The 21020-nt window shown below is 57.7% G+C and carries 20 protein-coding genes; 14 read left to right on the top strand and 6 right to left on the bottom strand.

Going from position 1 to position 21020, the window contains the following annotated elements:
• Positions 1-179: 179 nt before the first annotated feature.
• From dnaK to VN114_RS13285, 5 genes are all read right to left on the bottom strand, one after another.
• Complete coding sequence (dnaK, locus tag VN114_RS13305; protein WP_325515640.1) at positions 180-2123, bottom strand: molecular chaperone DnaK; 1944 nt, start codon at positions 2121-2123, stop codon at positions 180-182.
• 132 nt (positions 2124-2255) lie between these two features.
• The gene (grpE, locus tag VN114_RS13300) at positions 2256-2795 is read right to left on the bottom strand and encodes a nucleotide exchange factor GrpE (RefSeq protein ID WP_325515638.1); all 540 of its coding nucleotides are present in this window, start codon (positions 2793-2795) and stop codon (positions 2256-2258) included.
• 426 nt (positions 2796-3221) lie between these two features.
• The gene (gene hemH / locus VN114_RS13295) at positions 3222-4328 is read right to left on the bottom strand and encodes a ferrochelatase (protein WP_325515636.1); all 1107 of its coding nucleotides are present in this window, start codon (positions 4326-4328) and stop codon (positions 3222-3224) included.
• 42 nt (positions 4329-4370) lie between these two features.
• A complete protein-coding gene (gene recN, locus VN114_RS13290; RefSeq protein WP_325515635.1) occupies positions 4371-6020 on the bottom strand; it encodes a DNA repair protein RecN in 1650 nt (549 codons plus the stop codon).
• Positions 6021-6094: 74 nt separating this feature from the next.
• Positions 6095-7030 (bottom strand): NAD kinase, encoded by a 936-nt coding sequence (locus VN114_RS13285; RefSeq protein ID WP_325515633.1) that lies wholly within the window; start codon positions 7028-7030, stop codon positions 6095-6097.
• A 60-nt stretch (positions 7031-7090) separates the two neighbouring features.
• Between VN114_RS13285 and VN114_RS13280 the strand changes: the two genes are divergently transcribed.
• A complete protein-coding gene (locus tag VN114_RS13280) occupies positions 7091-7834 on the top strand; it encodes an HAD family hydrolase (protein WP_325515631.1) in 744 nt (247 codons plus the stop codon).
• Between the two features lie 133 nt (positions 7835-7967).
• Entirely contained in the window at positions 7968-8996 is a 1029-nt protein-coding gene (hrcA, locus tag VN114_RS13275; RefSeq protein ID WP_325515629.1) for a heat-inducible transcriptional repressor HrcA, read from the top strand.
• Between the two features lie 69 nt (positions 8997-9065).
• On the opposite strand, the gene fur is transcribed toward hrcA, so the two are convergent.
• On the bottom strand, positions 9066-9491 hold the full coding sequence (fur, locus tag VN114_RS13270; protein ID WP_325515627.1) for a ferric iron uptake transcriptional regulator: 426 nt from the start codon (positions 9489-9491) through the stop codon (positions 9066-9068).
• A 76-nt stretch (positions 9492-9567) separates the two neighbouring features.
• On the opposite strand from fur, the gene bamE reads away from it, so the two are divergent.
• The 12 genes from bamE (at position 9568) to VN114_RS13210 (ending at position 21017) form a co-directional block, all read left to right on the top strand.
• Positions 9568-10341 (top strand): outer membrane protein assembly factor BamE, encoded by a 774-nt coding sequence (bamE, locus tag VN114_RS13265; RefSeq protein WP_325515625.1) that lies wholly within the window; start codon positions 9568-9570, stop codon positions 10339-10341.
• A 16-nt stretch (positions 10342-10357) separates the two neighbouring features.
• A complete protein-coding gene (gene dapB, locus VN114_RS13260; protein WP_325515623.1) occupies positions 10358-11164 on the top strand; it encodes a 4-hydroxy-tetrahydrodipicolinate reductase in 807 nt (268 codons plus the stop codon).
• A gap of 79 nt (positions 11165-11243) precedes the next feature.
• Positions 11244-11933 (top strand): MotA/TolQ/ExbB proton channel family protein, encoded by a 690-nt coding sequence (locus VN114_RS13255; RefSeq protein WP_325515622.1) that lies wholly within the window; start codon positions 11244-11246, stop codon positions 11931-11933.
• A 24-nt stretch (positions 11934-11957) separates the two neighbouring features.
• Positions 11958-12389, top strand: a complete 432-nt coding sequence (locus tag VN114_RS13250; RefSeq protein WP_325515620.1) for a biopolymer transporter ExbD — start codon at positions 11958-11960, stop codon at positions 12387-12389.
• Positions 12389-12715 carry a barstar family protein gene (locus tag VN114_RS13245; protein ID WP_325515618.1) on the top strand — a complete coding sequence of 109 codons (327 nt, stop codon included), beginning with the start codon at positions 12389-12391 and terminating at the stop codon, positions 12713-12715. The genes VN114_RS13250 and VN114_RS13245 overlap by 1 nt, the downstream gene beginning before the upstream one ends.
• 113 nt (positions 12716-12828) lie before the next feature.
• Positions 12829-15486 carry a leucine--tRNA ligase gene (leuS, locus tag VN114_RS13240; RefSeq protein ID WP_325515616.1) on the top strand — a complete coding sequence of 886 codons (2658 nt, stop codon included), beginning with the start codon at positions 12829-12831 and terminating at the stop codon, positions 15484-15486.
• A 25-nt stretch (positions 15487-15511) separates the two neighbouring features.
• Positions 15512-16075 (top strand): LPS assembly lipoprotein LptE, encoded by a 564-nt coding sequence (lptE, locus tag VN114_RS13235; protein WP_325515614.1) that lies wholly within the window; start codon positions 15512-15514, stop codon positions 16073-16075.
• Between the two features lie 12 nt (positions 16076-16087).
• On the top strand, positions 16088-17104 hold the full coding sequence (gene holA / locus VN114_RS13230) for a DNA polymerase III subunit delta (protein ID WP_325515612.1): 1017 nt from the start codon (positions 16088-16090) through the stop codon (positions 17102-17104).
• Positions 17105-17220: 116 nt separating this feature from the next.
• On the top strand, positions 17221-18486 hold the full coding sequence (locus VN114_RS13225) for a glutamate-5-semialdehyde dehydrogenase (protein WP_325515610.1): 1266 nt from the start codon (positions 17221-17223) through the stop codon (positions 18484-18486).
• A gap of 178 nt (positions 18487-18664) precedes the next feature.
• Entirely contained in the window at positions 18665-19072 is a 408-nt protein-coding gene (locus VN114_RS13220; RefSeq protein ID WP_325515608.1) for a CopD family protein, read from the top strand.
• A 14-nt stretch (positions 19073-19086) separates the two neighbouring features.
• Positions 19087-19692, top strand: a complete 606-nt coding sequence (locus tag VN114_RS13215; protein WP_325515606.1) for a 2-hydroxychromene-2-carboxylate isomerase — start codon at positions 19087-19089, stop codon at positions 19690-19692.
• 104 nt (positions 19693-19796) lie between these two features.
• Positions 19797-21017, top strand: a complete 1221-nt coding sequence (locus tag VN114_RS13210) for a class I SAM-dependent RNA methyltransferase (protein WP_325515604.1) — start codon at positions 19797-19799, stop codon at positions 21015-21017.
• Positions 21018-21020: the final 3 nt, after the last annotated feature.

The raw sequence follows: 21020 nt of genomic DNA, 5'->3' as shown, positions 1-21020 counted from the left end.
TGCTATCTACGCTAAAACGCCGAGCCGAGGTTTGCGGCCTCTGACCCGGCGAGTCTTGCGACATCATGTTGCGGGAATGGAGTGATTCGAAATCGAATGCTCAACAACGCATTCCCATCACCCTTATCGAGAACGCATCGCGCGGCCGTTCGCTGTGCGAGCGACCACGCTGCCGACAATTACTTGTCTTTGACTTCCTTGAAGTCGGCATCGACCACATCGTCTTCCTGCGGTTTGGCTTCCGCGTGCGGTGCGTCGCCGGCAGCTTCCGCGCCACCTGCTGCGGCCGCCTGCTGTGCCTGCATATCGGCATACATCTTTTCGCCGAGCTTTTGCGCTGCGGTTGTCAGGGCAGCCGATTTTTCATCGATTGCGGCCTTGTCGCCGTCTTTCAATGCATCTTCAAGGTCCTTGATGGCCGCCTCGATTTTTTCCTTCTCGCCGGCTTCCAGCTTGTCGCCGTATTCAGTCAGCGACTTGCGGGTCGAGTGCACCAACGCGTCGCCCTGGTTGCGCGCTTCAGCCACTTCCTTGGCGCGTTTGTCTTCCTCGGCATTCGCTTCGGCGTCCTGCACCATCTTCTGGATTTCTTCTTCGGTCAAACCGGAGTTGGCCTTGATGGTGATCTTGTTTTCCTTGCCGGTTGCCTTGTCTTTCGCGCCGACGTGCAGGATGCCGTTGGCGTCGATGTCGAAAGTGACTTCGATCTGCGGCGTGCCGCGTGCTGCCGGCGGAATGCCTTCCAGATTGAATTCGCCCAGTGCCTTGTTGCCAACCGCCATTTCGCGCTCACCCTGAAAGACCTTGATGGTCACGGCAGGCTGGTTGTCGTCTGCAGTCGAGAATACTTGCGAGAACTTGGTCGGGATCGTCGTGTTCTTCTGGATCATCTTCGTCATCACGCCGCCCAGCGTTTCGATACCGAGCGACAGCGGGGTCACGTCGAGCAACAGCAAATCTTTACGATCGCCGGACAATACCGAACCCTGAATCGCTGCACCGACGGCAACGGCTTCATCAGGATTGACGTCCTTGCGTGGCTCCTTGCCGAAGAAGTCCTTGACCGCTTCCTGCACTTTAGGCATGCGCGTCTGACCGCCGACCAGGATGATGTCGTCGATGTCCGATACCTTGACGCCGGCATCCTTGATCGCGATGCGGCAAGGCTCGATCGACTTGGCGATCAGGTCTTCGACCAGCGATTCCAGCTTCGCGCGGGTGACCTTGATGTTCAGGTGGACCGGTGCGCCGTTCGCCATCGCGATGTACGGCTCGTTGATTTCGGTCTGTTGCGACGACGACAGTTCGATCTTTGCACGTTCTGCCGATGCCTTGATACGTTGCAACGCGATAGCGTCTTTCGACAGGTCGAGGCCGTTGATCTTCTTGAATTCTTCGATGATGTAGTCGATCAGGCGTTGATCGAAATCTTCACCGCCGAGGAAGGTGTCGCCGTTAGTCGACAACACTTCGAATTGCATTTCACCATCGACGTCCGCGATCTCGATGATCGACACGTCGAACGTGCCGCCGCCCAGATCGTACACGGCGATCTTGCGGTCGCCCTTGCCGGTTTTATCCAGGCCGAATGCGAGTGCCGCTGCGGTCGGTTCGTTGATGATGCGCTTGACGTCCAGACCGGCGATACGGCCTGCGTCCTTGGTCGCCTGACGTTGTGCGTCGTTGAAGTATGCAGGAACGGTGATGACCGCTTCGGTCACTTCTTCGCCGAGATAGTCTTCAGCGGTTTTCTTCATCTTGCGCAGCACTTCTGCGGAGATTTGCGGTGGCGCCAGTTTTTTGTCGCGCACGGAAACCCATGCATCGCCGTTATCGGCCTTGCTGATCTGGTACGGCATCAGGCCGATGTCCTTCTGCACTTCCTTCTCTTCGAACTTGCGTCCGATCAGGCGCTTGACGGCGTACAGCGTGTTCTTCGGATTGGTGACTGCCTGACGCTTGGCCGGCGCACCGATCAGGATTTCTCCGTCTTCCTGATAGGCGATCACGGATGGCGTGGTGCGTGCACCCTCGGAGTTTTCGATGACTTTCGGCTTGCCGCCCTCCATCACTGCGACGCAGGAGTTGGTCGTGCCCAAGTCAATACCGATGATTTTGCCCATGATGATTTCCCTTAAATAGTTCTTTGATGCAAATTAGTTGAATATGAATGCAGCGTGACTCACTTGCTTAGAATCGCTGGCTTATTTACCCGCCGTTACCGCCAATATGTGGCGTTCGGCGATGCTTTCAAGCTATTTTTCCTGCGCGACCGTTACCAGTGCGGGACGCAACAGACGATCGGCAATCAAGTACCCTTTTTGCAGGGTGCTGACGACGGTATTCGGTTCCTGGTCGGCCGGCACCACGGATATCGCCTGGTGCTTCATCGGATCCAGTTTGTCACCCGCCTGCGGCTTGATTTCCAGCAGACGATTCTTCTCGAAGGCGGCGCTCAACTGCTTGAGCGTCATTTCCACACCTTCTTTCAGAGATTCCACTGAAGGCGTTTCCACCTGCAGCGCCATTTCCAGACTGTCCTTCACCGGCACCATCGCTTCGGCAAAGCCTTCTATCGCAAATTTGTGCGCACGCGTGATGTCTTCCTGTGCACGACGGCGAGAGTTCTCGGCCTCGGCCTTGGCACGCAGGAATGCATCCTGCAGTTCCTGCACCAGTTGTTGCGATGCGGCGAGCTGTTCTTCCAGCGTCTGCGCAGCCGGTGCCGCAGCATCCGCTGGGGTCTGCTCCTCCATCGACGCGGCCTGCTCAGCGTATTTATCCTGGTCTTGCATCAAAAAATCTCCAACAATCAATGAGTTATGACAAAAAATGCCAATGCGACCAACCACATGGGGTTATCCCACACTATTTCAAGGGATATTGAGGCGGATTTATTCGCGAACCCGCGATGATAATCGCTGCGGGATAGGGTTGTTACAATTTTTTCGGGTCGGCGACTGGCAATTTTTGCCTTCCGCGCTACGCTGTAAGCGGGTGACAACGGGTATTTCGACGGTTTTCCCGTCGTTTCCGTTGTTTTTTCCGCGCTGTCAGCTGGAAGGAGCCTGTCGTGAAATTGCCGCTTATTTCCGCATCAGTGGTCGCTTATACGGTAATGGCAGCGACCGTGATTTGCTATGCGGCGCTGTAACGCGCCGTCATCTGGCAGATCCAAGGCCGATCAGCATGATCGGCCGATGGTTGCCCGCCGCCGGACGCTATTCCTTCGCACCGAGCAGCAAGGCCTGTTCCCTTGAAACCCGTGCCTGCTCGTCCAGCTCCTCGCGCATCGACGGCGACACAATGGTCGGCCAGCCGATCATGTGCAGTTCCGCGATTTCGCTCAATGCCCTGATCCATGCATCGTCCTCGTTGAGACAAGGGATGTAATTGAAGTCGGTGCCACCTGCCTGCAAAAAGTCGTGACGCACTTCCATCGCGATTTCTTCCAGCGTTTCGAGGCAATCGCTGGTAAAGCCGGGGCAGATCACATCGACACGTCGCACGCCTTCCTTCGCCAGCTTTTTCATGGTTGGAGCAGTGTACGGCTGCAGCCATTCCGCCTTGCCGAACCGCGACTGGAAAGTGACCAGATACTGGTCCGACGACAGTCCCAGCGCCTGCGCCAGCAACCGCGCAGTCTTGTGGCATTCGCAGTGGTACGGATCGCCGAGCGTCAAGGTACGCTTTGGCACGCCGTGAAAACTCATGACGAGTTTTTCCGGACGCCCTGACATTTCCCAGTGAGCAAGCACTGACTTTTGCAACGCGCGGATATAGCCGTCATGGTCGTGGTAATGCTTGACGAAGCGCAGTTCCGGTACGTTGCGCTCCTTCGCGTAATGCGCAAACACGGCATCGAAGATCGACGCCGTCGTGGTGCCGGAATATTGCGGATAGGCCGGTAAAACCAGCACACGGTCGCAGCCCTCTTCCTTCAGCTTGCGCAAGACGTCCGGCAGCGATGGATTCCCGTAGCGCATCCCGTACACCACGCGCAGCTTGTGACCGCGTTCGCCCAGATAGCCGGCCAGCAGCTTCGCCTGTTTTTCGGTATGCACTTTCAGCGGCGAACCGTCATTGCTCCAGATCGACGCATATTTCTTCGCTGATTGACCGGAGCGGAAAGGCAGGATGATCAGATGCAGAATAAACCACCAGATCGCGCGCGGAATTTCCACGACGCGCGGATCGGACAGAAACTGCTTCAGGTAACGCCGCACCGCCGATGTGGTCGGCGCATCAGGCGTACCGAGATTGACCAGCACGACGGCTGTTTTCGGCAAGCTGCCATGTTGATACGGAGGTTCGTTTCGGAAGGACATGGGCTTTTCTGTTTATGGTTGATTGCCGACGGCAACGTGCTGTCAGGTAGCCAGCAACTCGCGCGCATGCGAACGTGTCGTTGCCGTGATTTCCAGACCGCCGAGCATGCGCGCAATTTCCTCGACGCGCGCATTGCTGTCGAGCACATCGATCGACGACAGCGTCTTGCCATCGCTGTTGCGCTTGCTGACCTGAAAATGCTGGTTTGCCTGGCTGGCGACCTGCGGCAAATGCGTGACGCACAAGACCTGACGATCCTGCCCCAGCTTGCGCAGCAACCGCCCCACCACTTCGGCGACGCCGCCGCCGATGCCGCTGTCGACTTCATCGAAGATCAATGTCGGCGTCGCTGTCGCACTGGAGGTAATCACAGAAATCGCCAGCGAAATACGCGCCAGTTCACCGCCCGAGGCTACTTTCGCCAATGGTCGCGGCGTAGTGCCTGCATGCCCGGCAACCAGAAATTCGACTTGCTCGATGCCGAATGCTGCCGGCTCGCATGCTTGCAGCGCGATCTCGAACTTGCCACCTGCCATGCTCAATTCCTGCATCGCTGTCGTGACGGCCGCGCCCAATGCCTTGGCCGCTTTTGCACGTGCCTTCGACAACTTCTGCGCTGCCGTCATGTAGGCGGCTTTCAGTTTTTCTTCCTGCGCACGCAATGCGTCCAGATCGCTGGCATCGGCGAGTTGTTTCAACTGCTCGGACAGTTTTTCGAATTCCTGCGGCAAGTCGTCGGGGGCCACATGGAATTTGCGCGAGGCAGAATGCAGATCTTCCATGCGCTGCTCGACCACACGCAAGCGTGCCGGATCGAGTTCGACACGACTTAAATAATCGTTCAGCGCATAGACCGCTTCCTGCAACTGGATGCGCGCCGGTTCCAGCACATCGAGAACCGGTTGCAAACCGGCGTCCAGATCGACCAGCTTGCCAAGACGCGTATTGATGGCGGACAGTTGCGACAGCATCGGCGATGGTTCGGATTCGGAAATGGCGTCCAGTGCCTGCTGCGCCCCTTCGATCAGACTTGCTGCATGCGACAAGCGACTGTGTTCATTGCTGACTTCGGTCCATTCACCTGGCCTGGCGGCGAGCTTTTCCAGTTCGCCGACCTGCCATTCGAGACGTTCGCGTTCCAGCAAAACGTTCTTCGCGTTGGTTTCGAATTCTTCGCGTTGTTTCGCCAGTGCGCGCCATGCCTTGTATGCGACAGCGACTGCTTTTGCGTCGTCCTGCAAACCCGCCTGATTGTCCAGCAGTGTGCGTTGCGCATCGGATTTCAGCAGAGACTGATGCGCATGCTGGCCGTGGATATCGACCAGCTTTTCGCCCAGTTCGCGCAATTGCGTGGCGGTTGCAGCAATACCGTTGATGAAGGCTTTCGAACGACCGGCGTTGTCGATCACGCGGCGCAGCAGTGCGCCACCGTCTTCATTGGAAAATTCATTGTCCGCCAGCCATTCGTCCAGTTCTGCGTCAGCCGAAAATTCCGCCGTGATATCGGCCTTGGCAGCGCCTTCGCGCACCACGCTGGCATCGCCGCGCCCGCCCAGCGCCAATGCGAGCGCATCGATCAGGATCGACTTGCCGGCGCCGGTTTCGCCGGTAAAGACCGAGAAGCCGGACGAGAACTCAAGTTCGATGGAATCGACGATGACGAAATCGCGAATGGAAAGCGTACGCAACATGGGGAAAGGATTCCGGCTCGCTCATTCCAGCCAAACGGATGGAATGATTCTGTTAGTGATTGAACGGATCGCGCTTATTTTAACCGCCCCTGCACAGACGGATATTCGTTCCAGTGCAGCTTCTCGCGCAGCGTGTCGTAATAATTCCAGCCCTCCGGATGAAGGAAGGTGATTGTGTATTCGGAACGCTTGACGACAATGCGATCGCCATGCTGCAGGCTCGCCACCGATTGCATGTCGAAATTGACGTTGCTCTCCCGGCCACCGACCACTTCGATGTCGATAACACTGGTATCGGGCACCGCGATCGGACGATTCGACAACGCATGCGGCGCAATCGGCACCAGGATCAAACCGTTCAGGCTCGGATGCAGCAATGCACCGCCGGCGGACAACGCATATGCCGTGGAACCGGTCGGCGTGGCGACGATCAAGCCGTCGGAACGCTGGTTGTACATGAACTGGCCATCGACATGCACACACAGTTCGATCATGCCGGAACCCGAACCGCGCGACAGCACAATATCGTTGAACGCCAGCGTGTGATGCGTCAGTTCGCCATTGCGATAGATCGATCCCTGCAGCAGGCTGCGCGTTTCGCAAGCGACCTTGCCGTCCAGCATGTCGCGCAACAGCGGCATCATGTCGTCGAAAGCGATATCGGTCATGAAACCGAGACGGCCCTGGTTGATCCCGATCAGCGGCACATCGTAAGGCGCCAGCTGGCGCGCAATGCCGAGCATCGTGCCGTCGCCGCCGACGACGATGGCAACATCGGCCAGCTCGCCGATATCCGGCAGCGTCATGATTTCACCGCTCAGTTGAAAACGGTCGGCAGTCTGCGCACCAAAGATGACGCGATGGCCGGTCGCCTTCAGGAAATCGGCGATCTGCGTCAGCGCATACGCTATATCGTCAGGGGAATGCGACGTATCGCCGGCCTTCTGCTTGGCAAAAATCGCAACGGTCTTGAAGGAATCGGCGGTGTAGGAATGTGGGGTAGACGGCATGATGCTGCAGATTAGACCATAATTCGCACTTCGATTGCACTGCCTCTTTGAAGAATTCCCATGACCGTGAAGTCCGCATCCATGCATGCCCCCATCAAGGCCGTCCTGTTCGATCTGGACGATACGCTGTGGCCGCTGGAAGCGGTCATCAAACGTGCCGAGGTCATGCTGTACGATTGGCTGGCGCTGCACACGCCGGGCGTGACGCGTCAGTTCAGCAATGAAAAACTGCAGGCGCTGCGCGCCGAACTGTCGACCACCGACCCGCGTTATCGTTTCGACCTGTGGTCGTTGCGTCATGCCACCCTGGTACACGCCTGCAAACAATGCGGCGAAAACGACGCGTTGATGGAACAGGCGATGGCCGTGTTTTCCGAAGCGCGCAATGCCGTCACGCCATTCGATGATGTGGTGCCGGCACTGACAAGGCTGGGCGAACGTTATGCGCTCGGCTCCATATCCAATGGCTTTGCCGATCTGCAGTCGATCGGCCTTGCAGACCACTTCCGTATTTCGCTTGCAGCCCATCAATTCGGAAGTGCGAAGCCGGATCCGGAAATCTTTCTCGCTGCCTGCGATGCGTTATCCGTTGCGCCGCACGAAACATTGTATGTCGGCGACGACCCGCTTCTTGATATCCAGGCAGCGCAGAATGCGGGCCTGCATGCGGTCTGGATGAATCGCTTTGCACGCACGCTGCCCGGCCATATTGTTCCGGCAGCAAGTTGCTCGACGCTGCACGAAGTGGACAACTGGCTGTCTTCGCGAGTCAACGCCATCGCCGGCAACGCGGCAAGGAACTAGCGAAAAGCCGGCCGGAAGCGCACAATCGATTTGCCATTCGGGCAAGTCGCCGCTGCTGCTTTTTGGCATTCCTTTCAGTTGCACCGCTGGCCGCTTGCCGTATGGCATCACCACTTATTACAATAGCCTCATCATGCAACTCGATAATCGCGCACAAACACTGCTGAAAGCCCTAGTCGAACGCTACATTGCGGACGGACAGCCGGTCGGCTCGCGCGAACTGTCGCGCATTTCCGGGCTCGATCTGTCGCCGGCGACGATTCGCAACGTGATGGCCGATCTGGAAGAAATGGGCTTCGTTGCCAGTCCGCACACCTCCGCCGGCCGCGTGCCGACGCCGCGCGGTTATCGTGTCTTCGTCGATACGCTTATGACTGTGCAGGCAATCGATGAAAGCGCACTCGAGTCCAAACTGAAGACGCCGATGCAAACCGGCTCGTCGCAAAAAATCATTTCCAACGCTGCGCAAATCCTGTCGTCACTGTCCGAATTTGCCGGCATCGTGATGACACCGCGCCGCGAATCGGTGTTCCAGCAAATCGACTTCCTGCGCCTGTCCGAAAAACGCATCCTGCTCGTCATCGTCGGCCCGACCGGCGACGTGCAGAATCGACTGCTTCTGACGGATGTCGATTATTCGCCGTCGCAACTGATCCAGGCAGCCAATTACATCAACCAGAATTACGGCGGCCTCAGCTTCGACGACGTCAGGATTCGCTTGCAAAACGAATTGCAGCAACTGCGCGACGACATGACGCGGCTGATGCAAGCCGCAGTGGAAGCCGGCAGCGATGCGATGAACGACAACGGTGACGATGTCGTCATCTCCGGCGAACGCAATCTGCTGAGTGTCAGCGACCTGTCGTCGAACATGGTGTCGTTGCGCAAACTGTTTGACATGTTCGAGCAGAAAACCAGCCTGATGCAATTGCTCGACGTCTCCAACAAGGCGACCGGTGTGCAGATCTTCATCGGCGGCGAATCGAATCTGGTGCCGATGGACCAGATGAGCGTCGTCACCTCGCCCTATACCGTCAACGGCAAGGTCGTCGGCACGCTCGGCGTGATCGGCCCGACGCGCATGGCCTACGAGCGCGTGATTCCGATTGTCGATATCACTGCCAAGCTGCTGTCGAATGCCCTGAGTCATTCCCCTGGTTGAGATTTCCGTCGCCCAATAACAAAAAAGCCGCTCATCCTTTCGGAGAGCGGCTTTTTTAATGACGGAAAATTATTTCTTGGTTTTTCGGCAGTTCTTGCAATGACCGTACAGTGCCAGAGCATGGTCGGCGATTTCAAAACCGTGTTCCTGTGCGATTCGCAACTGGCGCTTTTCGATCTCTTCATCGAAAAATTCCTCGACCTTGCCGCAATCGAGGCATACCAGATGGTCATGGTGCGAACCCTCATTCAGTTCGAACACGGCCTTGCCGGTTTCAAAGTGATTGCGCTGCAGCAGGCCGGCCTGCTCGAATTGCGTCAGGACGCGATAAACGGTGGCGAGGCCGACGTCGAGATTGTCGGCAAGCAGCATCTTGTAGACGTCTTCGGCGCTCAGGTGGCGCACGGCGGCATTCTGGAAAATATCGAGAATCTTCAGACGTGGCAGCGTAGCCTTGAGGCCGCTGGCCTTCAGCTCGGATGGATTGTTGGGCATGTTCTTGTTCATGTTGGGGATATCTGCCTTATCATATAGTGTTTTCACACAATTGCTCAACCGCTTGAGATCCCCTATGCAAATCCTGCCCTTCCATTTCAGCCGGTCCCCGGTTGTCGCTGGCGCATTCTGTCTGGCGCTGGCAACCGTCATCGCCGGCTGTGCGTCGAAAAATCCGCTGATGGAAGAGCCAACGCCGATTGCGTCAAAAAAGAAGGCCGAACCGCCAAAGCCGGTTGAACCGAAGCAGGCTGAACCGGTGCAAGCTGCAGCAGAAGAAAAAACGGTCGCGCCTGCAGCGGCACAACTAGTGCCGGAACCGACCGCAGCCGCGAAGGCTGAAGCGGAAGTCGTTCCAGCGCCAGTCTCTGGCGCAGCCGAAACCGCACCGACAGAAGCCAGGCAATCCGAGCCTGCTGCGGTCGCAACAGAAACGCCAGCAGCAACAGCGGCGGCTACGGCTCCTGCCACAGCGATAGCAGCGGACAAACCGACAACCGGCGTGCAAACGGTCAAGGAAAAACGTTTCCTCGGCTTTTTCCGCCCTTACCGCCCGGATATTCAGCAAGGCAATTTCGTTTCCCGCGAAATGGTTGCCCAGCTGAAACCGGGCATGACGCAGGATCAGGTGATCTTCTTGCTCGGTACGCCACTGTTGAGCGACATTTTCCACGCCGAACGCTGGGATTACGCCTTCCGCCTGCAAAAGGGCAATGGCGAAATCACGACCAGCCGTGTGACGGTGTTCTTCAAGGACAATCTGGTTTCGAGCTTTGAGGGTGGCGGCGATTTGCCGACCGAAGCCGACTATCTGGCCCGCATCGCCAACAAGGCGAAAGAGAAAAAATAAGCAACCCGCAACCACGATGAACAACATGAAAATTGCAGTCGCCGGCGCTTCCGGCCGCATGGGCCAGATGCTGGTCGAAGCCATTCTCGCTGCCGACGACGCTACGCTGTCCGGCGCACTGGACATTCCATCGTCGCCAGCCATCGGCAATGATGCCGGCGCCTTTCTCGGCAAGCCGACCGGTGTGAAGATCGAATCCGATCTGGCAAAAGGGTTGGCCGGCGCGGAATTCCTGATCGACTTCACCCGCCCGGAAGGCACGCTCAAGCATCTCGAATACTGCGCCGCAAACAATATCAAGATGATCATCGGCACAACCGGTTTCGATGCCGCGGGCAAAACCGCCATCGCCGAAGCGGCGAAATACACCTCCATCATGTTCGCGCCGAACATGAGCGTCGGCGTCAACGTGACCATGAAGTTGCTGGAAATGGCGGCGAAGAATTTCTCGGAAGGCTACGACATCGAGATCATCGAAGCGCATCATCGCAACAAGGTCGACGCACCATCCGGCACCGCAATCAAGATGGGCGAAGTGATTGCAGGCGCACTGGGCAAGGAATTGAATGATGTTGCCGTCTGGGCGCGTGAAGGTGTGACCGGTGCACGCGATCCGTCGTCGATCGGCTTTGCGACGGTGCGCGGTGGTGACATCATCGGCGACCACACGGTGCTGTTTGCCGGCGACGGTGAACGTATCGAGATTTCGCACAAATCGTCGAGCCGCGTCTCTTATGCACATGGCAGCCTGCGCGCTGCACGCTTCCTGGTCGGCAAGAAAACCGGCTTGTACGACATGCAGGACGTACTGGGCCTGCGCTGAACCGGTTTCAGCCTGCTGCCGGAACGACGCACGGATTCGCTTCACGGGTATCAATATCAGGATTGACAAGGACTGACGCATGAACAGCTCTGCCACACAAGGATTGGGTCTGGCGCACTATTGGGCGCAGGGCGATGCGATTTCCCACGCGGTTGCCTATCTGCTGCTGGCCATGTCCATCGTCAGCTGGTTCTACATTCTCTCCAAGGCCTGGAGTTCGTGGCGCATCCGCCGCAGCGCGGGATCGCTGGAAAAATTCTGGCTGGCGCCGACGCTGACCGATGCCATTGCCACCATCAAGCAAACCGACAGCGAATACGTCTTCACGCCACTGGCCGCGCAAAGCGTGGAAGCCGCCAACATCAAGCCGCAAGCCAATTCGCTGAATGCCAACACCGATCCGGGCGAGCTGATCACCCGCACGCTGCGCCAGGAAATCAACCGCGTTTCGTCGCGACTGGAAAGCGGCCTGACGCTGCTGGCGTCGGTCGGTTCGACCGCGCCGTTCGTCGGACTGTTCGGCACGGTCTGGGGCATCTATCACGCGCTGATCGCCGTTTCCGCGTCCGGCACCGTGCAGATCGACAAGGTCGCCGGTCCGGTCGGCGAGGCCTTGATCATGACGGCGCTTGGCCTTGCCGTCGCGATCCCGGCCGTGCTCGCCTACAACGCATTCACGCGTGTCAATCGCATCACGCTGGCGGAACTCGACGCATTTGCGCATGACCTGCATGCGTATCTGACCACCGGCGCACGCGTCGGCAAATAACCAGTCAGGCAGCGAGGAGCGACCATGAGCTTCGGCGGATTCAACGACAACAAACAGCCCGCGCCAATGGCGGAAATCAACGTCACGCCGATGGTCGACGTGATGCTGGTTCTGCTGGTGATCTTCATTCTCGCTGCGCCGCTATTCACGCAATCGATCAAACTTGATCTGCCGGCTGCACAAGCCACGCCGGCACAAACGGAACCTGCGACCGTTTCGCTGTCGATCGACCCTGCCGGCAAGATTTTCTGGGACAACACGCCCGTTACGCAAAGCGAACTGAATCAGCGCTTCGTCATCGCCGCTAAACAGCAACCGCAGCCGCAATTGCAACTGCGCGCGGACAAGAACACGCGCTATGAAATCATCGCGCAGGTCATGGGCGCCGCACAGGCCAACGGCCTGACCAAGCTCGGCTTCATCACCGAAGTGCCGAACGCTTCCGGTGCGAAATAATGGCTGACGTACAACTGAACGGCGAGCAGATTACCGACTGGGAAAGCTTCCATACTGTCTGCGCCGAAGCGTTCGGCTTTCCGGCGTTTTACGGCCGCACGATCGATGCGTGGATAGATTGTCTGAGTTACCTGCGCGACGATGAAAACATGACCAGATTCCATCTGAAGGCGGATGAAGTACTGCAGATTGTCGTCACGCACTCTGCAGCACTGCAAAAAAATGCGCCGGATCTTCTGGAAGAAGTCGCCTTTTGCGTCGAGGGCATCAACGACCGTTATAACGATTACGGCGAAAAACCGGCACTCTCGCTCAAACTCGCCTGATTTTCCACAAAAGCGGCGTTTTCGCGCCGAAGCATCCTCTCTCCCGCGCGCCATAGCCGTATGCGAGCCGGTATAATCATCGGCTTCCCATACAATTTCCGGCTCCATTCGTCATGCAAGATAAATACAGTCCCGCCGACGTCGAAAATGCGGCGCGCGCCCACTGGCAATCCATCGATGCCTACAAGACAGTAGAAAACGCTGTCGACAAGAACGGCCAGCCGAAGAAGAAGTTCTACGCCTGCTCGATGCTGCCGTACCCATCCGGCAAGCTGCACATGGGCCACGTGCGCAACTACACGATCAACGACGTGATGTATCGCTACCTGCGCATGAACGGCTACAACGTGTTGATGCCGATGGGCTGGGACGCGTTCGGTATGCCGGCGGAAAACGCCGCGATGCAGAACAATGTGCCGCCGGCGCAATGGACGTATTCCAACATCGAATACATGAAGTCGCAGATGCAATCGATGGGTCTGGCGATCGACTGGTCGCGTGAAATGACCGCGTGCAAGCCTGAATACTACAAATGGAACCAGTGGATGTTCCTGAAGATGCTCGAGAAAGGCATCATCTACAAAAAGACCGGCACCGTGAACTGGGACCCGATCGATCAAACGGTTCTGGCCAATGAGCAAGTCATCGACGGCCGCGGCTGGCGTTCCGGCGCGCTGATCGAAAAGCGCGAAATCCCGATGTACTACGCGCGCATCACCGACTACGCCGAAGAATTGCTCGACCACGTCGACAACAAGCTGCCGGGCTGGCCGGAGCGCGTGCGCATCATGCAATCCAACTGGATCGGCAAATCGACCGGTGTGCGCTTTGCGTTCTCGCACGAGATCGAAGACGACGGCAAACTGATCAACGACGGCAAGCTGTGGGTCTTCACCACGCGCGCCGACACGATCAAGGGCGTGACCTTCTGCGCCGTCGCCGCCGAACATCCGCTGGCGACCTTCGCCGCAAAATCGAATCCGGAACTGGCCGACTTCATCGCCGAATGCAAACTCGGCAGCGTCATCGAAGCCGACATGGCGACGATGGAAAAGAAAGGCATGCCGACCGGCTTGTTCGTCAAACATCCATTGACCGGCTCGCTGGTCGAAGTCTGGGTCGGCAACTACGTGCTGATCACGTACGGCGATGGCGCCGTGATGGGCGTGCCGGCACATGACGAACGCGACTTTGCGTTTGCGAAAAAATACGTGCTGCCGATTCATCAAGTGGTCGACGTCGAAGGCAAAACCTTCTCCGAAGAGAAATGGCAGGACTGGTACGCCGACAAGGAAAACGGTCGCTGCATCAACTCCGGCAAATACGACGGACTGAACTATCAGCAAGCGGTCGATGCGATCGCAGCAGATCTCGAAGCAGCAGGCGTCGGCGAGAAGAAAATCACCTATCGCCTGCGCGACTGGGGCATTTCGCGCCAGCGTTATTGGGGCACGCCGATCCCGATGATCAACTGTGCCGATTGCGGCTCGGTGCCGGTGCCGGAAAAAGATTTGCCGGTCGTGTTGCCGGAAGACTGCGTGCCGGACGGCAGCGGCAATCCGCTGAACAAGCACGAAGCTTTCCTGAAATGCGACTGCCCGCAATGCGGCAAGCCTGCGCGACGCGAAACCGACACGATGGATACCTTCGTCGATTCGTCGTTGTATTTCATGCGCTATTGCTCGCCGGGCTCGAACGATGCAATGGTCGACAGCCGCAACGATTACTGGATGCCGATGGACCAGTACATCGGCGGCATCGAACACGCGGTGCTGCACTTGTTGTACGCGCGTTTCTGGACCAAGGTCATGCGCGACTTCGGCCTGGTCAAATTCGATGAGCCGTTCACCAACCTGCTGACGCAAGGCATGGTGCTGAACGAAACCTACTATCGTGAAGACAAGAGCGGGAAAAAAACCTGGTACAACCCGGCCGACGTCGAATTGACGTTCGACGACAAGGGGCGCCCGGTATCCGCAATTCTGATCGGCGACAAGCAACCGGTCGAACTCGGCGGCACCGAGAAGATGTCGAAGTCGAAGAACAACGGCATCGATCCGCAAGCACAGATCGATCAGTTTGGTGCAGATACTGCACGCCTGTTCACGATGTTTGCCGCGCCGCCGGAACAGACACTGGAATGGTCAGGCTCTGGCGTCGAAGGTGCGAACCGCTTCCTGCGTCGCGTCTGGGCCTATGCGTACAATCAGTCGTCACGCATCGCGACCGCACTGGCCGATCCGATCGTGCCCGGCGCACGCGATTACGCGGAAGCGCACAAGACCCTGCGCCGTGAACTGCACAAGATCCTGCAGCAGGCTGACAGCGATTTCAAACGTATCCAGTACAACACCGTCGTGTCGGCTGCGATGAAAATGCTGAACACGCTGGAAGCCGCCAAGCTGGACGATTCCGCCGCATCGAATGCGGTCATCACCGAAGGCCTGTCGATCTTCCTGCGTGTGCTGAATCCGGTTGCGCCGCACGTCACGCACGTGCTGTGGCAGGAACTCGGTTACGCCAAAGTGTTCGGCGATATCCTCGATGCTGCGTGGCCGCAAGTCGACACCTCCGCGCTGGAGCAGGCCGAAATCGAAATGATGATTCAGGTCAACGGCAAGCTGCGCGGCAGCGTCGTCGTCGCGAAAGATGCCGACAAGGCCACGATCGAAGCTGCTGCACTGGCCAATGAAACCGTGCAGAAATTCATTGAAGGGACCCCGAAGAAAATCATCGTGGTACCCGGCAAGCTGGTTAATATCGTTGCATAGCATCATCCAACCGACAGGATCACTCATGCTGCAAAATCGCCGCCGTCTCTGCATAGCTCTGGCTTCCACCATGGCGCTGTCTGCCTGCGGCTTCAAGCTGCGTGGTTCGATTCTCGGCGAGAATCTGCCGTTCAAGTCCCTTTACATTTCGATACCGGAGTCTTCCTCGCTGGGGGCAGAACTGCGCCGCAATATTCGCGGCAGCGGTGAAGTCACGCTGACCGACACACCCGAAGAAGCCGACGCCACGCTGAACATCACGGGCGAATCCCGCAGCAGACAAATTCTTTCGCTGAACAGCCAGGGGCGCGTACGGGAATACGTGCTGAACTATCGCGCCACGATCAGCGTGCGTGACAACAGGAAAGTGGAACTGCTGCCGCCGACGCAACTCGCATTGAAACGCGACATCAGTTACAACGAAGAATTCGTGCTGGCAAAAGAAGCGGAAGAAGCGCTGCTGTACCGCGACATGCAATCCGATCTGGTGCAGCAGATTTTGCGTCGACTGGCCGCAATCAAGCCGGGCACTACTGCCGATGTGCCTGCGTCGACGACACCATCCGCCACGCCTGACGCGACGAAATAAACGCACGCAACCATGCAATTGCGACCGGATGCACTCGAAGCTCACCTGAACAAGCCGCTGGCCGGCTTGTATGTGATCACGAGCGACGAGCATTTGCTGGCACTGGAAGCGGCCGACAAGATACGCAAGGCGGCGCGCGCACAGGGATTTTCGGAACGTGACGTGCTGGTCGTCGATCGCAGCTTCAAATGGGGCGAACTGCTGGCTGCCAATCAGTCGCAATCGCTGTTCGGCGACAAGAAGCTGATCGAACTGCGCATTCCGACCGGCAAGCCGGGACGCGATGGCGGACAGGCATTGCAGGAGTACGCAGCATCGCTGAGCCCGGACAACGTCACACTGATCACGCTGCCGAAACTCGACTGGGCGACGCAGAAAGCGGCATGGGTCGCCGCGCTGCAACAGGCCGCCGTTTATATCGACATTCCGCTGGTCGAACGTGCGCAGCTACCAAACTGGCTGGGCACACGACTGGCGGCACAGAAGCAAAGCGCGAATCGTGAATGCCTGGACTTCATCGCCGATCGCGTCGAAGGCAACCTTCTCGCCGCCCATCAGGAAATCCAGAAACTGGCCCTGCTCTATCCGGAAGGCCAGCTCAGTTTTGAACAGATTCACGATGCCGTGCTGAATGTCGCACGCTACGACGTCTTCAAACTGAACGAAGCGATGCTGACCGGCGATGCCGCACGGCTGGTGCGCATGCTGGAAGGTTTGAAGGGCGAAGGCGAAGCATTGCCGCTGGTGTTGTGGGCGGTGGCGGAGGAAATTCGCACCTTGCTGAAATTGAAAGCCGGTGTCGCGCAAGGCCGTCCGCTGAGCCAGTTGACGAAAGAACATCGTATCTGGGGGCCACGCGAGCGGCTGATTGAACCGGCGTTGAGGCGGCTGCGGTTGTCCGTCCTGGAAGACGCGCTGCAGGAAGCGGCGCAAATCGATAAGATGGTCAAAGGTTTGCGCGCAAAGGCATTTTCCGGCGATGCATGGGACGCCATGCTGCAACTGGGATTGAAGATCGCACGCGGCTGAAGGCATGGCAATTCCTGCAATCGGGCATGCCTCGGCATATGCAGAACGAGCTGCAGTGCGACCGAGCCAATAACGTCATTTTTTTATTTACCGATCACCAACCATCCGTCATTCACATGGATATCAAGCAATACATGACCGAAGTCGGCCAGCGTGCCCGCAATGCATCGCATGCCATGGCCAAAGCCGACACTGCTGCCAAGAATCGTGCACTGACGCTGATCGCTGCCGCGATTCGTCGCGATGCTGACGCGCTGCGCGCCGCCAACAAGAAGGATCTGGACGCTGCACGTGCCAATGGTCTGGAAGCGGCAATGCTGGATCGCCTGACACTGTCGGACAAAGCGATCGCAACGATGGCCGAAGGTCTGGAACAGATCGTTTCGCTGCCCGATCCGATCGGTGAAATCTCGAACATGAAGTATCGTCCCACCGGCATCCAGGTCGGCCAGATGCGCGTGCCGCTCGGCGTGATCGGCATCATCTATGAAGCTCGTCCCAACGTGACCGTCGATGCCGCCGGCCTGTGCATCAAGAGCGGCAATGCGACCATCCTGCGCGGCGGCTCGGAAGCACTGCACTGCAATCAGGCATTGGCAAAACTGGTCAGCGAAGGTCTCGCCGGTGCAGGCTTGCCGGCCGATGCGGTGCAGATCGTCGAAACCACCGATCGCGCCGCGGTCGGCGAGATGATCACGATGCCGCAATACATCGACGTCATTGTGCCGCGCGGCGGCAAGGGGTTGATCGAACGCCTGATGAAGGAATCCAAAGTCCCGATGATCAAGCATCTCGACGGCATCTGCCACGTCTATATCGATGATAAGGCCGATCTGAAGAAAGCGCTGGACATCGGCTTCAACGCAAAATGTCATCGCTACGGCACCTGCAACACGATGGAAACCTTGCTGGTCGCACGCAGCATTGCATCAACCGTGCTGCCCGAACTGGCGAAGCTGTATGCGACTGAGAAAGTCGAATTGCGCGGTGACGACGAAGCGCGTGCGATTCTCAAAGGTTACGCGCACCTCGCAAGTGCAACCGAGGAAGACTGGAGCACCGAATATCTTGCACCTGTTCTCGCCGTCAAAATCGTGGCCGATGTGGACGAGGCAATCGCGCATATCAACAAGTATTCATCCCAGCACACCGACAGCATCATTACCGAGGACTACACACGCTCGATGCGTTTCATCCGCGAAGTGGATTCGGCATCGGTGATGGTCAATGCGTCGACACGGTTCGCTGATGGTTTCGAATACGGACTTGGTGCGGAAATCGGCATCTCCAACGACAAGCTGCATGCCCGCGGCCCGGTCGGACTGGAAGGACTGACATCGTTGAAATACGTGGTGTTCGGGCATGGGGAAATTCGTGAATAGTGTCATTGCAACGGAGTGTTGCCTTGCAGGGCAACACCGTTACGCAGGCGCGCGGCAATGCCCCGCGAAACCCCTGCTTCACCATGGGGAAATTCGCAGCTGATCGCGAATTTGCATTTTGATTTCGTCCAGAATACCGCACTGAATTTCACATAAACGCGCACAGCCGGGAACCGTCATGCTCTGGATCAAATCGCTGCACATCGTGTTCGTCATGTCCTGGTTCGCCGGCCTGTTTTACCTGCCGCGCATCTTCGTCAATCTGGCGATGGAAACCGACGCCACGTCGACCACGCGTCTGCTCGGCATGGCACGCAGACTGTATCGATTCACGACCATCCTCGCGATTCCTGCGCTGCTTTTCGGTGGCTGGCTGATGAGCTACGGTTTCAACGGTGGCTGGCTGCATGCGAAGCTGGTGCTGGTCGTGCTGGTCATCGGTTATCACCATGCGTGCGGTTCACTGCTGAAAAAATTCGAGAATGGCCTGAATCGTCGTTCGCACAAATGGTATCGCTGGTTCAATGAAGTGCCGGTCGTGCTGCTGCTGGCGATTGTCATTCTTGTCGTTGTCAAACCGTTCTGAACGCAGGGAGCGTCATGTCCAGGATTTGTGAATATTATTTTGCGCCGCAATCGCCGTGGTCCTATCTGGGACACACGCGCCTGATCGCGCTGGCAAAACAGTACGACGTGCAGATCGACATGAAGCCGATCGATCTGGCAAAGATCTTCGGCGTTTCCGGCGGTCTGCCGCTGGCAAAACGCCCGCCGCAACGACAGGCGTACCGTCTGGTGGAAATGAAACGCTGGAGCGAAGTGCTCGGCATGCCGATGAATCTGCATCCGAAGTTTTTCCCGGTTTCCGGCGATCCGTCGGCCAAGCTGATCATCGCCGCCAAATTCGCGCACGGTACCGATGCTGCGATGGATCTGGCGAGCGCCGTCATGCAGTCGTTGTGGGTCGATGAAAAAAACATCGGTGACGCAGATACGTTGATCGCACTGGCCAACGCCGCCGGTCACGACGGTGCCGCCTTGTTCAAATCATCGGAAACGGCAGCCGTGCAGAACGAATACGATCAGTTCACCAACGATGCCATCGCTGCCAGCATGTTCGGTGCGCCGTGGTATGTCGTCGACGGCGAAGCGTTCTGGGGACAGGACCGGCTGGATTTCGTCGAACGCGCGTTTCAGAAAAAGTAACAGCAACTGCCGCACAATGCGGCAAATGCATTTGGAAAATCGTGTCACGCATCATGACGATGCACGACACGATGGATTGTTTCACTACGGATAAAGGGTTCCCCATGTCAGCATCGCATTCCTATTTCTGTCCCTGCCCCCGCGGCATGGAAGTTGCACTCGCCGAAGAGATCGGCGAAATCGCGCAAGCCGGCAGCAGCACGCTGAAGGTTCACAATCAGGTTCCTGGCGGTGTGCATTGTTCCGGCAGTCTGCGCGGCGCGTATCTGCTCAATCTGCATTCACGCATCGCATCGCGCGTGTTGATGCGCATGGCGCATGCCGGCTATGCGAATGAAAACGACATCTACGATCTGACGCTCGCGCAACCGTGGGAAGACTGGTTCGCAGTGCATCACACGATCCGTATCGACATCACCGCCATCAAGTCGCCGCTGAAGAGTCTGGAATTCACCACGCTGAAAATCAAGGATGCGATCTGCGACCGCTTTCGCGACATCTACAACGAACGGCCGTCTGTCGATACCAAAATGCCCGACATGCGCATCGTCGGCTTCCTCGATGCCAGCAACTTCACGCTGTATCTCGATACTTCCGGCGAAGCATTGTTCAAGCGCGGCTGGCGGCTTGAAACCGGCGACGCACCATTGCGCGAAAATCTCGCCGCCGGGCTGCTGCGCGTTTCCGGATGGAAGCCGGGCATTCCGCTGTTCGATCCGATGTGCGGTTCCGGCACCATTCTCGCCGAAGCGGCACAAATGGTGGCCGGCATTCCGCCCGGCATGACGCGCGATTTCGCGTTCGAGAAATTCGCCGGCTTCGACAAGGATGAATGGGCGGCGATCAAGCACAGCGTCAAACTGAATCCGTTGCCGACCGAACCGATCATCTTTGGCAGCGATATTTCCGGTGACATGATCGTCATCGCGCGCAACAACCTGAACAAGGCCGGCATCCGCTTCGACGTCCCGTTGAAACAGATCGAGGCGCAGGAAATCAAGGCGCCCGGCGACACCCCCGGCATCATCCTGACCAATCCACCGTATGGCGAACGTATCGGCGTGCGCGGCGACAGCACGATTGCGGAGGACGATCTGGCGAAGGAATTCTTCAGCGCATTCAGCGCAACATTGAAGCAGCGTTTTGCCGGCTGGAGCGTGTTCCTGTTCACCGCCGATCTCGGCGTGCCGAAAATGCTGCGACTGAAAGAAGCACGCAAGACGCCGTTCTTCAACGGCTCCCTCGAATGCCGCCTGTTCCGCTTCGACATGGTGGCCGGCTTCAACCGACGCGAACAGGCCAAACCGAAAACCGATCAGGCCTGATCC

The sequence above is a fragment of the Oxalicibacterium sp. genome, from assembly GCF_035565035.1.
Classification (GTDB): domain Bacteria; phylum Pseudomonadota; class Gammaproteobacteria; order Burkholderiales; family Burkholderiaceae_D; genus Oxalicibacterium.
This window is presented reverse-complemented; position numbering and strand designations above follow the sequence as displayed.

Coding starts and splice junctions, on each gene's coding strand:
- dnaK (WP_325515640.1), bottom strand. CDS start 2,123: ATGGGCAAAATCATCGGTATTGACTTGGGCACGACCAACTCCTGCGTC.
- grpE (WP_325515638.1), bottom strand. CDS start 2,795: ATGCAAGACCAGGATAAATACGCTGAGCAGGCCGCGTCGATGGAGGAG.
- hemH (WP_325515636.1), bottom strand. CDS start 4,328: ATGTCCTTCCGAAACGAACCTCCGTATCAACATGGCAGCTTGCCGAAA.
- recN (WP_325515635.1), bottom strand. CDS start 6,020: ATGTTGCGTACGCTTTCCATTCGCGATTTCGTCATCGTCGATTCCATC.
- VN114_RS13285 (WP_325515633.1), bottom strand. CDS start 7,030: ATGCCGTCTACCCCACATTCCTACACCGCCGATTCCTTCAAGACCGTT.
- VN114_RS13280 (WP_325515631.1), top strand. CDS start 7,091: ATGACCGTGAAGTCCGCATCCATGCATGCCCCCATCAAGGCCGTCCTG.
- hrcA (WP_325515629.1), top strand. CDS start 7,968: ATGCAACTCGATAATCGCGCACAAACACTGCTGAAAGCCCTAGTCGAA.
- fur (WP_325515627.1), bottom strand. CDS start 9,491: ATGCCCAACAATCCATCCGAGCTGAAGGCCAGCGGCCTCAAGGCTACG.
- bamE (WP_325515625.1), top strand. CDS start 9,568: ATGCAAATCCTGCCCTTCCATTTCAGCCGGTCCCCGGTTGTCGCTGGC.
- dapB (WP_325515623.1), top strand. CDS start 10,358: ATGAACAACATGAAAATTGCAGTCGCCGGCGCTTCCGGCCGCATGGGC.
- VN114_RS13255 (WP_325515622.1), top strand. CDS start 11,244: ATGAACAGCTCTGCCACACAAGGATTGGGTCTGGCGCACTATTGGGCG.
- VN114_RS13250 (WP_325515620.1), top strand. CDS start 11,958: ATGAGCTTCGGCGGATTCAACGACAACAAACAGCCCGCGCCAATGGCG.
- VN114_RS13245 (WP_325515618.1), top strand. CDS start 12,389: ATGGCTGACGTACAACTGAACGGCGAGCAGATTACCGACTGGGAAAGC.
- leuS (WP_325515616.1), top strand. CDS start 12,829: ATGCAAGATAAATACAGTCCCGCCGACGTCGAAAATGCGGCGCGCGCC.
- lptE (WP_325515614.1), top strand. CDS start 15,512: ATGCTGCAAAATCGCCGCCGTCTCTGCATAGCTCTGGCTTCCACCATG.
- holA (WP_325515612.1), top strand. CDS start 16,088: ATGCAATTGCGACCGGATGCACTCGAAGCTCACCTGAACAAGCCGCTG.
- VN114_RS13225 (WP_325515610.1), top strand. CDS start 17,221: ATGGATATCAAGCAATACATGACCGAAGTCGGCCAGCGTGCCCGCAAT.
- VN114_RS13220 (WP_325515608.1), top strand. CDS start 18,665: ATGCTCTGGATCAAATCGCTGCACATCGTGTTCGTCATGTCCTGGTTC.
- VN114_RS13215 (WP_325515606.1), top strand. CDS start 19,087: ATGTCCAGGATTTGTGAATATTATTTTGCGCCGCAATCGCCGTGGTCC.
- VN114_RS13210 (WP_325515604.1), top strand. CDS start 19,797: ATGTCAGCATCGCATTCCTATTTCTGTCCCTGCCCCCGCGGCATGGAA.